At 70.6% G+C, this 15,584-nt stretch carries 11 protein-coding genes; 2 read left to right on the top strand and 9 right to left on the bottom strand.

Annotated features, from left to right (window positions below; translation table 11 throughout):
* The first annotated feature begins 13 nt into the window (after window positions 1-13).
* Complete coding sequence (locus tag ACN469_RS36690; protein WP_498775879.1) at window positions 14-4,030, top strand: AAA family ATPase; 4,017 nt, start codon at window positions 14-16, stop codon at window positions 4,028-4,030.
* An 8-nt stretch (window positions 4,031-4,038) separates the two neighbouring features.
* Here the strand turns inward: ACN469_RS36690 and ACN469_RS36685 are convergent, their stop codons facing one another.
* From ACN469_RS36685 to ACN469_RS36650, 8 genes are read right to left on the bottom strand one after another with little or no spacing between them, the layout of a single operon-like run.
* Window positions 4,039-5,787, bottom strand: a complete 1,749-nt coding sequence (locus tag ACN469_RS36685; RefSeq protein ID WP_498775877.1) for a complex I subunit 5 family protein — start codon at window positions 5,785-5,787, stop codon at window positions 4,039-4,041.
* Window positions 5,784-7,268 carry a monovalent cation/H+ antiporter subunit D family protein gene (locus tag ACN469_RS36680; RefSeq protein ID WP_498775875.1) on the bottom strand — a complete coding sequence of 495 codons (1,485 nt, stop codon included), beginning with the start codon at window positions 7,266-7,268 and terminating at the stop codon, window positions 5,784-5,786. The genes ACN469_RS36685 and ACN469_RS36680 overlap by 4 nt, the downstream gene beginning before the upstream one ends.
* Window positions 7,265-8,692: a complex I subunit 5 family protein gene (locus tag ACN469_RS36675; protein ID WP_498775873.1), complete on the bottom strand. Its 1,428-nt coding sequence runs from the start codon at window positions 8,690-8,692 to the stop codon at window positions 7,265-7,267. Before ACN469_RS36675 ends, ACN469_RS36680 begins: the two co-directional genes overlap by 4 nt.
* On the bottom strand, window positions 8,689-9,018 hold the full coding sequence (locus tag ACN469_RS36670; protein ID WP_498775871.1) for an NADH-quinone oxidoreductase subunit K: 330 nt from the start codon (window positions 9,016-9,018) through the stop codon (window positions 8,689-8,691). The genes ACN469_RS36675 and ACN469_RS36670 overlap by 4 nt, the downstream gene beginning before the upstream one ends.
* The gene (locus ACN469_RS36665; protein ID WP_498775869.1) at window positions 9,015-9,947 is read right to left on the bottom strand and encodes a hydrogenase subunit MbhD domain-containing protein; all 933 of its coding nucleotides are present in this window, start codon (window positions 9,945-9,947) and stop codon (window positions 9,015-9,017) included. The genes ACN469_RS36670 and ACN469_RS36665 overlap by 4 nt, the downstream gene beginning before the upstream one ends.
* Window positions 9,944-10,255, bottom strand: coding sequence for a monovalent cation/H(+) antiporter subunit G (gene mnhG, locus ACN469_RS36660; protein WP_498775868.1), 312 nt, complete (start codon window positions 10,253-10,255; stop codon window positions 9,944-9,946). Before mnhG ends, ACN469_RS36665 begins: the two co-directional genes overlap by 4 nt.
* Window positions 10,252-10,551 carry an MrpF/PhaF family protein gene (locus tag ACN469_RS36655; RefSeq protein WP_498775866.1) on the bottom strand — a complete coding sequence of 100 codons (300 nt, stop codon included), beginning with the start codon at window positions 10,549-10,551 and terminating at the stop codon, window positions 10,252-10,254. The genes mnhG and ACN469_RS36655 overlap by 4 nt, the downstream gene beginning before the upstream one ends.
* Window positions 10,544-11,068: a Na+/H+ antiporter subunit E gene (locus tag ACN469_RS36650; RefSeq protein ID WP_498775864.1), complete on the bottom strand. Its 525-nt coding sequence runs from the start codon at window positions 11,066-11,068 to the stop codon at window positions 10,544-10,546. The genes ACN469_RS36655 and ACN469_RS36650 overlap by 8 nt, the downstream gene beginning before the upstream one ends.
* A gap of 354 nt (window positions 11,069-11,422) precedes the next feature.
* Here ACN469_RS36650 and ACN469_RS36645 point away from each other — a divergent pair, with 354 nt between their 5' ends.
* On the top strand, window positions 11,423-12,817 hold the full coding sequence (locus tag ACN469_RS36645; protein WP_498775862.1) for a tryptophanase: 1,395 nt from the start codon (window positions 11,423-11,425) through the stop codon (window positions 12,815-12,817).
* Between the two features lie 12 nt (window positions 12,818-12,829).
* On the opposite strand, the gene ACN469_RS36640 is transcribed toward ACN469_RS36645, so the two are convergent.
* Window positions 12,830-15,562 (bottom strand): N,N-dimethylformamidase beta subunit family domain-containing protein, encoded by a 2,733-nt coding sequence (locus ACN469_RS36640; RefSeq protein WP_498775860.1) that lies wholly within the window; start codon window positions 15,560-15,562, stop codon window positions 12,830-12,832.
* Between the last annotated feature and the right edge of the window lie 22 nt (window positions 15,563-15,584).

Below are 15,584 nucleotides of genomic sequence, written 5' to 3'. Positions count from 1 at the left end.
AGCGCGAGGTTGAATGGATACCGCCCAGCAGCTCTTGCCTTGCGTGCCGGCCCTGCTGGCACGTCGCGGAGCGCGCCGTCCCGAGGCCCCCGAGTCGGAGTGCTTCGCCTCGGTGGTGCTGCTCGCGGATGTGTCTGGCTTTACCCCCCTGACGGAGCGGCTGGCCCAGCAGGGCTCCGCGGGCGCGGAGGAGCTGTCGCGGCTGCTGGAGCGGCTCTTCACCCCGCTGGTGGAGGTCGTCACCGCACATGGTGGGGACATCCTCCACTTCCCCGGGGACGCGCTGCTCGCGCTGTGGCCGCCGAGGGAAGAAGAGACCACGCTCACCCAGGCGGCGCGGCGCGCGGTGGCGTGTGGACTGGCGTTGCAACAGGCGATGCGCGAGCCCTTCTTCCTGGAACACGCGCTGGCCCTCCGGGTGGCCCTGGGCGCTGGCGAGGTGCAGGCCGTCATGGCCGGAGGCCTCCAGGGGCGGTGGCAGGCCTTGGTGCGTGGAGCGCCCTTCACGCAGCTGCGCGAGGTGGAGCACGTCACCTCGCCGGGGGAGGTGCGGGTGTCTGCTCCGCTCTGGCACCTGCTGGGCGCGGAGGCGCGGGGAGAGGTGTCGCCCTCGGGCATCGCCCGCGTCCTGTCGCTGCGCGCGCCCGAGCCCTGGCCCCTGCCCCAGGCCTCGCTCGGAGAAGACGCGGTGGCGGCGCTGCGGCCCTTCGTGTCGCGGGTGTTGCTGGCGGCGCTGGAGGTCCATGACCGGAAGTGGCTCGCCGAGCTGCGCCGGGTGACGGTCCTCTTCCTCCGCCTGGATGGACTGCCGGAGGGGGCCTCGGAGGCGCTGCTGCCCCGGCTGTCGGACGCGGTGCGCGCGCTCCAGGAGGCCGTCTACACGCAGGGAGGCAGCGTCAACCAGCTCCTGGTGGACGACAAGGGCCTGGTGCTGGTGTCGGGCTTCGGCCTGCCCACGTGCGCGCACGAAGACGACGCGACGCGCGCGGTGAAGGCGGCCATCCAGGCGCGGGGCTCGATCCAGGCACTGGGGCTCAAGGCGTCCGTCGGCATCGCGACGGGACGGGTGTGCTGTGGCCTGCGGGGCGGCGCCGTCCGCTACGAATACGCGCTGATGGGCAGGACGGTGAACCTGGCCGCGCGGCTGATGCAGGAGGCGCGCGACGACATCCTCCTCGACGAGCCCACCGCCCAGGCCGTGGGCGAGCGGCTGTGGACCGAGCGACTGCCTCCCGTGAAGGTGAAGGGCGTGGCGGAGCCCGTGCGTCGGTTCCGGCCCGGGAGCCTCGACGAGACGCGAGGCCACCGCGGGGTGCATCCCGTCGTGGGACGGCTGCGCGAGCGGGCCACCCTCGACGCCTTCCTGGAGAATCCCACCCAGCGCAAGGGTGGGGTCCTCCTCCTCGAAGGCGAGGCGGGCCTGGGCAAGTCGCGCCTGCTCCTCTACACGGCGGACGGGGCGAAGGCGCGCGGGCTGCGCGTGCTGTCGGGGAGCGCGGACGCGGCGGAGGGCAACACGGTCTACTTCGCCTGGCGCACCATCTTCTCCGCGCTGCTCGGGCTGCCCGAGGGCGCCTCACTCGAAGCCCGTCGCACCGCGGTGAGGGCCCGCCTGCCCGGCAACGCCGCCCTCGCGCCGCTCCTCAACCCCGTCCTCCTGCTGGAGCTGCCGGAGACGGACCGTACGGAGCAGCTTCGCGACGAGGCACGCGCGGACACCACCCAGGCCCTGATGATGATGCTGCTGGGAGAGGCCGGGCCCTGCGTGCTGCTGATGGAGGATGGCCACTGGCTGGACTCCGCGTCATGGGAGTTGTTGCGGCGCCTCTCGCGAGACCTCCCGGACTGGCTGCTCGTGGTGAGCCTGCGTCCACTGCCGGTGGAGCCGCCCGGGCTCGAAGCGCTGCGCCGGCAAGGGGCGACCCAGGGCCTTCGCCTGGGCCCCATGTCGGGGGAGGAGGTCGAAGCCCTCGTCTGCGCCCGGCTCGGGGTGGCCCGCCTTCAGCCTGAAGTCGCCGCCTTCATCCAAAGCAAGGCGGAGGGGCACCCGTTCTACAGCGAGGAGCTGGCCCATGCCTTGAGAGACCACGGCCTGCTCTTCGTCGAGCGAGGAGAGTGCCGCCTCACCCCGGAGGCGGGAGACCTGGAGTCCATGGGCCTGCCCTCCACGCTGGAAGGACTCATCACCAGCCGCATCGACCGGCTGACCCCCGTGCAGCAGCTCACGCTGAAGGCCGCGAGCGTCATCGGACGCGCCTTCACCTGCGCGCTGCTGCGGGACGTCCATCCCCTCCCGGACGAGCGCCCCCAGCTGGGCTCGCACCTGCTCAGCCTGAAGGAGAAGGACCTGGCCCTGCCCCTGGAGAGCGCCCCGGAGCTGAGCTACCTCTTCAAGCACGTCATCACCCAGGAGGTGGCCTACAACCTGCTCCTGTTCTCGCAGCGGCGGCAGCTCCATGAGGCCGTCGCCCGCTGGTACGAGCAACGTCATGCGACGGAGCTGACGCCCCACCATCCACGACTGGCGCACCACTGGCTGCGCGCGGGCGTGCGGACCAAGGCCCTGGACGCGCTGGAGAGCTCCGGAGAGCAGGCGATGGCGACGCATGCGCCCAGCGAGGCGGTGGCCTTCTTCACCAGGGCGCTGGAGCTGGATGAGTCCGGGCCCGAGCGCGTGCCCGCGTCGCGTCGCGCGCGCTGGGAGCGAAAGCTGGGACGGGCCTTGCGGTGGATGGGCCGCCAGGCGGAGGCGCGGCAACACCTCCTCGCGGCCATGACGCTGATGGGACACCCGGTGCCCACGCGCCCCGCCGCGCGCGCCCTGGAGACGGCGTTGGCCGCCCTGCGGCAACTGCTCGGCTGGGTGCCGGGCCTGCGACGGATGATGCGCATCGGAACGCGCTTCGAGGAGATGGTGGACCTGACGGAGACCTGCGCGGACCTCTCCCTGCTCGCCGTCTATGCCGCGAACTGGCGCGGCGTCGGCTACTACTCCTTCCAGATGGCCCGCTTCGCCGACAAGTCTGGCTCCGCGAGCCTGCGGGCGCGCGCCTACGCCTCGCTGACAGCCGTGCTGGGCACGACTCCCTTCCACCGGGCGGCCACCGCCTACGGACAGGCCAGCCTCAGGCTCGCGCATCAGGCGAACAACCGACAGGCCGTCGCCCTCTCGCGGCTGTCGTTGTCCATGTATTTGATGAACGCGGCGCGCCTCCACGAGTGCGAGGAGTCGCTCACGGAGAGCATCACCGGCTTCACGCGGCTGGGGAATCAACGACTGGCGGACGAGGCCACCATCCTGCTGTTTCACGTGTACCTGCTCCAGGGACGAACAGGCGAGGCCATGGAGCGCTCACTGGAGCTGGAGGCGTCGGGCCGCAGGCGGGAGGACCCTCAGACGCTCAAATGGGTCCGAGAGGACAGGGCCATCCTCATGATGCTCGCGGGGCACCACGAGGCAGCACTGGAGGGACTCCAGGCGACGTCCCTGAACCCGGAGACGTACCACGACCCCTCCATCACCGGCCTCATCGCCCTGGCCTTGCTGCGCGCTGGAGAGGCCACGAGCGCGCGGGTGCTGGCGGAGCAGCAGACGTCAGCCATCCTGGACAGCGCGCTGAGCATCACGACGGTGTATTCCTACACCGGACTGGCGGAGACCTTCCTGGAGCTCTGGCGCGAGGCGCGGGCTCGCGGCGACAAGGACGCGGAGCACCTGAGGCAGCGCGCCCATCGACTCCGCCGCGCGATGGAGAAAGGTGCCCGGAGCTGCGCGCTCGGCCTGCCAGCCGCACACCTCTTCCGAGGCAGACTGGCCCTGGCCGAGGGAAGGCCCGGGTCCGCGCGGCGCGGCTTCGAGGCCGCCCTGCGCACCGCGAAGCTCCACGGCATGCCGTGGGAGGCCTCCGACGCTCACACCCAGCTCGCGGGCCTGGACGAGTCCCGCCGCGACTGGCACCTCGCCGAGGCCGCCCGGCTGCGCCCCGTCCTGTCCATCGCCGAGCCGCGCAAGGAGCGGAGGAGCGCGTGACGGCGCGACTACCGGACCAACAGCAGGATGAAGACGCCCAGGAACAACAGCAGCGCGAGGCCCACGTGGCTCAGCCGGCTCAGCCCCGCTTCGGCGTTCTCGACCTCGTCGAGTGAGGCTCGCCGGAACCGCTCGAACCAGCCCTGAACGCGCGCGGCGGTCTTCGCCTTCTCGGCCTCCTCGCGGTCCGCCCCCGTCGTCAACAGACGCCAGCCCGGCCACAGCACCCGCATCATTGGCCACAGCACGTCCCCAGCCGGGACCTCGGGCACGCGCCAGGAGCGCCACCGCCGCGAACGCCACACGACGGCGCCCACCAGCACACCCACCAGGACGGGCCACGCCGCGGAGAGCAGGTTCTTCGCCTCGAGCAGGTGCGGCAGCTCGTCGCGCCCCACCGGTGGCCAGAAGAGCAGCAGCGTGTCCACGGCCAGCAGCAGCATCCACGCGAGCAGCATTCCTCCCGCGCCGCCCTTCCCTTGCTCGGAAGCCTTGGGCACGGTGCACTCCAGGAAGCGCGCCATGATGAGCGTGCTGCCCACGGCCGCCAGGGACAGCAGCATCGGCAGCGCCTCCGAGGCGTGCGCGGCGGCCTCCGCGGACTTCAATGAGAGCTTCGCCAGCGCCCCGCTCGTCAGGGGTGCCCCCGCGACCTCCAGCGCGCACCACGTCAGCCCCACCAGCACGAGCACGCTCCGCCAGCCCCGCCGCCCCGTCGCGGGCAGGAGGCCCGTGCCCAGGAACAGCAACCCCTTCGCCAACGCGTGGTGCACAGCATAGACGAGCACCGCGCCGATGAGCACGGGAGCCGCCTCCGGCGCCCCCAGCGCCAGCCCCACCGCGAGCGTGAGGAAGCCCATCTGGCTGATGCTGGAGTAGGCCAGCACCGTCTTCGCCTCTCGCTGCGTGAGGCCCACCGCGACGCCGTAGAACGCGGCCGTCAGCCCCGCCGCGACGCACACCGTGCTCAGCGTGGGCAGGCTCGCGTGTCCCAGCGGCAGGAAGCGCAGCCAGCCCAGCACGCCCACCTTGATGATGGTGCCACTGAGCACGGCGCTGCCCGGCGCGGGCGCGACAGGGTGCGCCAGGGGCAGCCACATGTGCAGGAGGATGGCGCCCACCTTGACGCCGAAGCCGAGGAGGATGAGCACGCAGAGGACAACGCGGTGGGACGACTCCGCCACCACGCGCGGCACCTCGTCGAACGACAGGTTGACGCGCGTCCCCACCAGCAGGAAGAACGCCGCCAGCAGCAGCACCTCTCCCACCAGGGCCATGATGATGTAGACGCGGCCCGCCCGAGCCGCCGCCTCGGTGCGCTCGTGGACGACGAGCCCGTACGCGCAGAACGTCATCATCGCGAAGAACAGATAGAAGCTCGCCACATCCCGCGCGAGCACCGCGCCCACGTTCCCTGTCAGCGTCGCCAGGAAGAAGCCCCAGAACGAGGCGAGGTGCGCGTCCTCACGCAGATACCCTCGCGCGAACAGGCCGGAGAAGAGCCACAGAATCCCGGTGAAGAGCAGGTACGTCCGCGTCACCTCGTCCGGCGCATACAGCTGCATCCCCAGGAGCACCGACTTCCAGTGGACGGTCGCCCCGGTGCCCAGGCCCAATCCGAGCGCCGGGAGCGCGGCCCACGGCGCCAGCGCCATGCCCAGGCGCCGGGTGAGGGGCAGCATCACCGCCCCCGTCAGGACCAGCGGCACGAGCAGGGTCGCGATGACCGCGAGCGAGGCCCATTCATCGGCCCTCATGGACGGAACTCCCGCTCGGTGAGCAGCCGCGTCCAGCCCAGCGGGCTCAGCTCCGCCCCGGCGAAGAGGCCCGCGGCGAGCGACAGCACGGCCGTGGCCACCGTGGGCAAGAGCAACAACAAGCCAATCTCCCACCTCCGGGTGCTCGGCTTCCATGCCTCGCGCGGCGCCTGGAACCACGCGGAGTAGACGATGGGCAGGAAATAGCCCGCGTTGAGCAGGCTGCTCGTCAGCAGCACCACCACCAGCCAGGGCTCGTGCGCCTCCAGCGCGCCAATGCCCAGGTACCACTTGGAGATGAACCCGGCGACAGGGGGAATGCCAATCATCCCCAGGGCGCCGACGGTGAAGGCCGCTGTCGTCAGGGGCATCCGGCGCCCCACGCCGCGCAGCTCGCTCACGCGGTGCACGTGCAGCTCTTCCGAGTAGTTCCCCGCGCAGAAGAACAGGGTGATTTTCATCACGCCCTGATGCACCAGGTGCACCAGCCCACCGATGGTGGACGCCGTCCCGAAGATGGAGACGCCCAGCACGATGTACGCGACCTGGCTCACCGTGGAGTAGGCCAGCCGCTTCTTCAAGTCGCTCTGCTGGAGCGCGCGCACCGAGCCGTAGAGGATGGTGACGGCGGCGACGAGGGCCAGAGGCTGCATCACCCCCAGGTCGTGCACCAGGTAGACGCCATACACGTCATAGATGATGCGGGTGATGCCGAAGGCGCCCGCCTTCACCACCGCGACGGCGTGCAGCAGCGCGCTGACCGGAGCGGGCGCCACCATCGCCACCGGCAACCAGCCATGCAGCGGCACCAGCGCCGTCTTCACCCCGAGCCCCCCTATCAACAGCACGAAGGCCACCACCAGCTCGGTGCGGTGCGCCGCCACGGCGCCCAGCGCGCCTCGCTCGGTGAACTCCACCGCGCCCGCCAGCGAGTAGAGCAGCGCCACCCCCGCCAGCAGCAGCGTGGCCCCGCTCAGCGTGTAGCGCAGGTAGACGTTGCCCGCGCGCAGCGCCTCCGGCGTCCCCCGGTGGATGACCAGCGGGTAGGTGGACAGCGTGAGCATCTCGTAGAACAGGAAGAAGGTGAGCAGGTTGCCCGCGAGGGCGATGCCCATCGTCGACGCGACACACAGCGAGAAGAAGCCGAAGAACCGACTGCGGTGGTCCGTGCCCTCCAGGTAGCCCACCGCGTAGATGGTCGTCACGAACCACAGCACGGCGGACAGGGTGATGAAGAGCAGGCTGAACGAGTCCGCCCTCAGCACCAGGTCCGCCTTGGGGAAGAACGTCAGCCGCGTCTCGTACTGGCGCCCCTGGAACACGCCCCACGCCATGACCCCCGTGAGCAGCAGCTTGGTGACGGCCGCCAGGAGGTTGAGCAACGTGCGCGTGCGCCGCTGCTCCTCGGCGAGCAGGAAGATGATGAGCCCCGGCAACAGCGAGCTGAGCAGCACGGACAGCGGCAGCCAGGTGTTCATCATCTCGACGCCCCGATGGCCAGCAAGTCCAACGGGAACCAGGGCACCAGCCCCAGCACCAGCGCGATGAGCGCCAGCGCCAGCGGCGCCAGCTCGTTGCCCAGGGGAATGGAGCGCACCGTCACCCCGGGAGGGAGCGGCAGGAACGAGCCCCGGAGGATGCGGAAGACATACGCCGCCGCCATCAGGCTGCCGACGAGCAGCACCAGCCCCCACCACCACTGCCGCGTGCCGATGGCCTCATTCAGCAGGAGCCACTTCGCGATGAACCCTCCACTGGGCGGAATGCCAATCAGGCTGATGCCTCCCAGCGCCATGGCGAGGAACGTGAAGGGCATCCGGTAGGCCAGCCCCTGCACGCCGCCCAGCGCGGTGATGCCCACCGCCTGGTGGATGTTCCCCACCGCGACGAACATGGACGCCTTCGCGGCGGCATGGGAGATGACCAGGTAGATGGCTCCCGCGCGGGCCCCGCTCGTCGCCATGGGGAAGACGAGGAACATGTAGCCAATCTGCGCGACGCTCGAATAGGCGACGACGCGCTTGAGCTGCGTCTGGTTCAGCGCCAGGAACGAGCCCCACAACACCGCCGCCGCGCCGAGCACGCCCAAAAGCTGCCCCACCTCCGCGTCGAGGACGGGCGCGAAGACCTCCAGCCACAGCCGCAGCAGCACGTAGAAGGAGCCCTTCGAGATGAGCGCCGACAAGAGCGCCGTGACGGGCGTGGGCGCGCCCGTGTACGTCGGCGGCAACCAGACGTGGAGCGGGAACAGCGGCGTCTTGAGACACAGCCCCACCGTCACCAGGCCCGCCGCCACCCACGTCACCGGCCCCGGCTGCACGCGCTGGGCGAGCGTCCCCACGTCCAACGTGGCATGGGCGCCGTACAAGAGCGCGATGCCCAGCAGGTAGCAGAGCGAGCCCGGCAGCGCGAAGAGCAGGTAGCGCAGGCCCGCGTCGAGCCCCGGCAAGTCCCTGCGCACCGCGATGAGCGCGACGGCCCCCAGCGTCGTCAGCTCCAGCGTGACGTAGAGGTTGAAGGCATCGTCCGACAGCACCAGCGCGTTGAGCGCGCACCAGACGAACAGCCACAGCGGGAGGAACTCCCGGTCCTCGCGGTCCGGCAGGTGGTCCAGCGCGTGGACGCTGATGAGGGGCCCCACCAACGCGATGGTCAGCAGCATCAGCGCGGCGAGCCCGTCCGCGCGCCACTCGATGCCCAAAGGAGCGCCCCATCCGCCAATGGACTGGCGCAGCACCCCTTGCGTGGCGACCTCCCACGCGAGCACCGCGGACGCCGTGAGCGTGGCCACCGACGCCACGCCCGCGACCAGGCGCACACCCGGGCGCCCCACCAGCAGCGCCAGCACGGCGCCCAGCAGGGGGAGGATGACCGGCAACGCCATCAAGGCCGCCGCGTTCGTCATGGACCTTCCCCGTCGGAGCGGGGCTCATGCTCGGGGGTGTGGGTCGATTCGGCCTGGAGCCGGGCCATGCGGCGCGCCAGGGCCACGCCCAGCGCCGTGGAGCTCACCGACACGACGATGCCCGTGAGCACCAGCGCGTGGGGCACGGGGTCCGGCGTGCCCGTGGGCGCGCGCCGCGCCAGGGCGACCAGGACGAGCAGCACCCCGGAGCCGGCGATGTTCGAGGCGAGGATGCGCTTCACCACGTGCTGGTGCGAGAAGAGGCCCACCAGCCCCACGCTGAACAGCGCCATCCCCGACAGGGCGTAGACGACCCACGGATTCATCGCTCGCCCCCTGGCCCCGCCCTGGGCGGACGCGTCCCCGGAAAGAACATCAGCAGCACCATGGCGATGGTGACGGTCAGCGCCATCTCCACCACGAAGATGAGCGTCCCGGAGTACTTCTTCGGGAACTCCAGGAGCCGCCCTCCGGAGAACAGCGGCGCCACCGCCACGCCGATGAACATCAACGGCCCGGTGAGCAGCGCCCAGCGCACCCGGAGCGACGTCATGCGCGGCGTTCCCATCCGGCTCGTGAGAATCGCCACCACCCCACCTCCCGCGAGGATGGCGCCCGCCTGGAAGGCCCCGCCGGGCCCGTGGTCACCCACCCACACCAGGTACCCCGCCACCAGCAACAGCGCGGGCGTCATCACCCGGAACAGCTCGCCCGTCAGCGGGTCCTTCGCGGCCTCGGAAGAGGCGCGCTCGCTGCGCGGATTCACCGCCCGTGCCCCCAGCGCGGCCACCAGCAGCACCGCGATTTCCAGCAGCGTGTCGTAGCCCCGGAAGTTCAGCAGCACCGCCGTGACGGGGTGCTGCACACCGCTGTCCTCCCGCCGGGCGTCCACCTCCAGCCCCAGCCCCGGGCTGTCGGCCGGCAGCGCGAGCACCGCCCACCCGAGCAGGAGCGTCAACGCGGCCATGGCCAAGAGCGACCAGGGCCTGCGCCGGGCGCGCGCGCGGACATCGGGCGGCGTCTCCTCCGTCCAGCTCAACGTGTGCATCAGCAGCGCGCCGGTGAGGCCCGTGCCCACCGCGGCCTCCACCAGGGCGATGTCCGGGGCCTCCAGCCGCGCCCAGCCCAGCGCGGACAGGAGGCCGAAGGCGACGAAGAGCACCACCGACTGGGACAGCGACTCAGTCCTCAGCACCAGGTAGGCCAGCACGGGCAGACACAGCGCGAGGCATCCATCCAGCAGCCCGTCCATCATGGCTCCCGCCGCCCTCCCCAGGGCACGGCCCCCCTGCGAAGCGCGGCGCGCGCGATGAGCTGACAGGTGAAGGCGCTGGAGATGAGGACGAAGAGCCAGACGAGGAACAGCTTGAGCGCCGTCGCCCACGAGCTGGACTGCAGCGCCAGCCCCACCACCACCAGCCCCAGGCCCAGGTTGTCGACCTTGGTGAGCGCATGCAGCCGGCAGTACACGTCCGGGAAGCGCAGCACGCCCACCGTGCCCGCCAGACAGAAGGCGGCGCCAGCGAAGAGGAACGCGGCGGAGAGCAGCTCGAGGGGACTCATGGCTTCGGCTCCTGGCGCGAACCGGAGCTGGCGCCGTCCGCGTCACTCCCCACCGCGAAGCGCACGAAGGCCACCACCGTGACGGGCGCCAGCAGCGCGAACACGAGCGCCACGTCCCGCAGCGCGTCCCTGCCCGCGTCCGCCGCGAGCAGCACGAGGACGCCCACGCCCGTCGTCCCGAAGAGCTGCGCCACGATGAAGCGGTCCGTGAGCGTGGGCCCGCGCACGACTCGCACCATGCCCGCGAGGATGTTCAAGAGCAGGAAGCAGGCCAGGCCCGTGCGCAGCTCATGCATGGACGGGCTCCGACGGCGGCGGCAGTCCGAGTCCGAAGAGTCGCGACACGCGCCACTCCAGATGCTCCAGCTCGTGGTGGGTGCCCGCGCCCCGGTCCACGAGTGCATGCACCACCAGCTCCTCCCCGAGCACGTCCGCGCCCAGCGTGCCCGGCATCAGGCTGAGGGTGATTCGGAAGACCGTCTGGGGCGCGCCCTCGGGCAGGCGCATCCGATAGCGGACGAACACCGGAGAGATGGGCAGGCTCGGCGCCAGCGCGCGGCGCGCCACGTCGAAGCCCCCATGGACGGAGCCCGCGAGGAAGAAGCCGGCGAAGCGGATGACCTCCGTGAGTCGCCACCCGTAGCCCCGGGGCGGACTCAAGAGGAAGCTCACCACCGACACAGTCACGACCACGGGAAGGCCGAAGGCGAAGCTCTTCGGGTCCCCGTCACACAGGGCCCACCACGCCAGGCTCACGAAGGCGACGCGCGCCACCGCGCTCTTCCATGCGCCCGCACGGAACCAGGACCCCACCTTCTGGAGCCCTCCTCCCGTGTGTCTCCGTTCTTGACCCGCATCCCCTGTCTCCACGGCCGAGGACCCTAGTGCCAGGTCCAAGGCCGCGTCGGACCGAGTCGGCCCGCACGCATCGCCCGACGCATATCGGACACAGTGCCCCCGGGACGATTGTCGACAGGTCGACGCCTCGGGCCCGAGCAAATCCCTCTCAAATACAGACACGTCCGCGACCACCCCCACCCGCACCCCACAAAGACATGCGGGCCCGTCCCCTCTCATCCCTGTCCCTGGGTTCGATGTCCACGAGCCCCGAGGCACCCCATCTTTGCTTTCACGGGAATTCCAACCTCCACCAGTGAGTCGCCCGCGATGAAGCCTCACGTCATGCCCGAGCCGTTCCGCATCAGGATGGTGGAGCCGCTCTCCCTGCCGTCACGCGCCCTGCGCGAGAGCGCCTTGAGGGAAAGCCACTACAACATGTTCAGGCTCAAGAGCCGGGACGTGTACCTGGACCTCCTGACGGACTCCGGCACCGGCGCCATGAGCAAGGCGCAGTGGGCGGCGCTGATGAATGGCGACGAGGCCTATGCGGGCGCCGACAGCTTCTACACGCTCAAGGAGACCGTCCAGGAGCTGCTCGGCTTCGACCACGTCATCCCCATGCACCAGGGCCGCGCCGCGGAGAACGTCGTCTTCAGCTCCCTGGCTCGGGAAGGGGACATCATCCCCATGAACATGCCCTTCGACACCACGCGGGCCCACATCTTCCAGGCTCGGGCCTCGCCGGTGAACTGCATCGTCGAAGAGGCCTTCCATCCGGAGCTGGAGGCGCCCTTCAAGGGCAACGTCGACTTGAAGAAGCTGGAGGAGACGCTGTCCCAGCATCCTCGGGAGCGAGTCCCGCTCATCATGGTCACCGTCACCAACAACTCCGGCGGTGGCCAGCCCGTCAGCCTGGAGAACCTCCAGGGCTGTGCCCGCATCGCCCGCAAGCACGGCATCCCCCTGTTCCTGGACGCCGCGCGCATGGCGGAGAACGCGTACTTCATCCAGCAACGCGAGGCCGCGTACCAGGACTGGAGCTGTGCGCGAATCCTCCGACAGATGATGGACTGCGCTGACGCCATCATCGTCAGTTGCAAGAAGGACCCGCTGGTGAACATCGGCGGACTGGTGGCCCTGCGCACCGAGGCGCTGTACTTCCAGCTCGCGCCCAGGACCATCCTGTTCGAGGGATACCTGAGCTATGGCGGGCTCGCCGGAAGAGACCTGGAGGCGCTGGCCCAGGGGCTGCGGGAGATGGTCGACGAGGAGTATCTCGCCCACCGCGTCGCCCAGGTGCGCTACCTGGGAGACCTGCTGGCCGAGGCGGGAATCCCCATCATCTGTCCCGTCGGCGGGCACGCCGTGTTCATCGACGCGGGCAGCTTCCTGCCGCACATTCCCCAGCGCTGCTATCCGGCGGACGTGCTCAGCGTGGAGGTCTATCGGGAGGGCGCCATCCGAGGCATCGGGCTCGGCGCCCTGGCCTTCGAGGAGACGGACTCCGACACCGGCGCCCGGAAGCTCCCGCGCCTGGAGCTGTACCGCCTCGCCGTGCCCCGGCGCGCCTATACGAATCATCACATGACGTACGTGGCGGAGACCCTCCACGCGGTGCATCGGCGACGCGCCTCCATCCGCTACGGACTGAAGCTGGTCCAGGAGTCGCCCGTCCCGGGGCTGGCGCACTTCGTCGCCCAGCTCGAGCCCATGGCGCTGTGAGGCCGCCTTGTCTCAGGGCGTGCCCTCCGAGGACACGCCCACGCGGATGACCTGGGTGGTGGACGCACTCACCCCCTTGGCATCCGTCGCGGTGAGAGTGACGGTGTAGCGGCCCACGCCCGTGTAACGGTGCTCCAGGTACGCCGCGTCGGACGTCGTGCCATCGCCCAGGTCCCACCGGAAGCGCTGAATCCAGCTCCCCGGCTCCGTCGTCGTGCTCGTCGTCGCATCGAGGAACACGTCCAGCGGCGCGGCGGCTCCAGCGAAGGGGCCTCCGGTGATGCGCGGCACGGGGCGCGGCCCTCCACCGCTCGACGGCGCTAGCACCCTGCGCACCGTCGACGCGCCCTGGTCCACGACGAGCACGTCTCCCCCTGGCAGCGCGGCGATGCCCGTGGGCAGGCTGAACGTCGCCTTCTCGGCCGCGCCGTCGCGCGCGCCATGCGCCCCCGTCCCCGCATACGTGCGCACCTGTTCTCCGACGAGCGCGCGGATGCGCTCGTTGCCCGTGTCCGTCAGCAGCAGCCGCCCGTCCACGTACGCCGCGCCCAGCATGGGCAGGAACAGCGCCGCGCCGCCCGCGCCATCGGCGAAACCACCCGTGACGGAGCCAGCCACGGTGGACGTGGTGAAGCTGGCATCCATGGCCACCCGGCGGATGAGCCGGTTGCCCGTGTCCACCACCCACAGCGCGCCCCCGCCGAAGGCCACCGCCGTCGGCCGATGGAAGCGGGCCTGGGTGGCGGGGCCGTTGGTGCTGCCGGAGCCCCGGGTGCCAATCACCGTGCTCACCTTCCCTTCGGGAGAGATGCGCGCGAGCCGGTGGTTGAAGGTGTCCGTCACGTACAGGTCCGCGCCCGCGAACGTCGCGCTGCCAGGCGTCTGGAAGCGCGCGGCCGTGCCCACGCCGTCGGCCTTGCCCTGTCGGCCGTCCTTCGCTCCGGCGAAGGTGCTCACCGTCCAGCTTCCTCCCCGGGCAATGCGGACGATGCGGTGGTTGCCCGTGTCGGCCACGTAGAGCGTGCCGTCCGGGGCGATGGCGATGGACTCCGGCGAGCGCAGCGCCGTCGTCGCACCCGGCCCCTCACCCACGCCCGGCGAGCCCGTGCCGGCGATGGTGGTGACGGTGCGCGCCTCGTCATTGGCGATGCGTCGCACCACGTGGTTGCCCGTGTCCGCGATGAACACCGTACCCGTGCCGTCCACCGCCACGCCCACGGGCCTGCGGAAGCGCGCCTGCGTCGCGGGGCCATTCACCAGGCCCTCCTGGAACGCGCTCCCGGCGAACGTGGAGACGCCCGCGGACTGGCCCGTGCGGTCCACCGGCCGAGGGTTCCCCGCGCCGAACGTATCCCCGTCGAGCGTGGGCACCAGGCCCGCCTTGCGCATCACGTTGTCGGTGATGCGCTGCACGCGGAGGTCCGCGAACTGGGGATGCGACAGCCCTTGAGACCAGGAGATGCCACCACTGGAGAAGACGAACGCGCCGGAGGGCACGGTGTACAGGCCCGAGGTGTGCCAGTTGGGCTCGCCCCTGTTGCTGATGGCCGGAGACTGCGCCAGCGAGATGAAGCCTGGCGGACCCGCACCGTTCGTCCATGCGCGGTCGATTTCATAGCCCACGACGGAGGGAATCGAGTCGCCCCGCGCGAGCCCCGTGCCGGCGAAGGGCCACGCGTCAGGCGTGTGCACGACATACGGCTGGGGAATGATTCCCCACGCGTCGGACATCACCCCCACCAGTCCGTTCTCCGGCTCACCGAGCAGCGCGTTGCGCCAGCGGACGGTGACGAGCGGCGTGCCAGCCAGCGGATCCTCCGCGCGGGCCTCGTCTTTGTAACAGACCTGCTTGCGCCGCGACGCGCCCCCACTCGCGGACTCCAGGCGGATGAGCCAGCAGCTCGTGTCACTGCCGAGGAACGCCAGGTTCACCCCCGACGCCAGCGCCGCATCCACCGCCGTCCGGGCCGGGCGGGACCAGTACTCGTCATGTCCCACGGAGATGAACAGCCGCTGTCCCAGCAGCAGCGATGCGTCCCGGTCCACGTCGACGTTGGTGACGTAGGACAGCTCGTAGCCCTTCGACTCCGCCCACAGCACGAAGTGGTGCGTGGCGTAGAAGTACTCGCCCGCGCCGTTGCCATCCACGTAGGGCCGGTCGAACGAGACGACCTTCGCGTGGCCTCCGGACAGCCCCAGGGAGTCGGTGTAGAGGCTCTCGCCGCCCCACGCGTTGTAGGCCTGGAAGGTGGTGAACGGAATCTGGACGACGCCCGTGTTCTTCCGCTCGTCCGCGCGGATGACGAAGATGACGTAGGACTGGGGCCCGTCGTCGCGCCGCAGCTTGAGCAGGTAGACACCGCTGGGCCAGCTCGCCTGCGTTGGGACGGTGAAGCTTACGGGCCAGCGGCATTCGATGAGGCCCGTCGTCCGGTCCACCCCCGGCGTGGGCTGGGGACCGATGGTGACGGGGTCTCCCGACGCCATCTTCCGGGAGCCCGTGCCCCCGTAATAGCCCATGCGGTACAGCTCCCAGCTCACCGTGCGCGCGCCGTCCGTCCGGACGTGGATGTCGATGGACTCACCCCGCTGCACGCTGGTCGCTCCGGCGTACCCCTCCAGCTGGGCCCCCGTGGCGGGCTGACTCAGCTTCCACTCCGTGGTTCCAGGTCTACGCGCCTCGGGTACCACCGGAGTGACCGACAACATCATGCCCACCATCGTCAGGACGATTGCCAACCCCATGAACGCGCCCCTCCCGCGCCGG

The sequence above is a fragment of the Corallococcus terminator genome, from assembly GCF_049194865.1.
Taxonomy (GTDB): Bacteria; Myxococcota; Myxococcia; order Myxococcales; family Myxococcaceae; genus Myxococcus; species Myxococcus terminator_A.
This window is presented reverse-complemented; position numbering and strand designations above follow the sequence as displayed.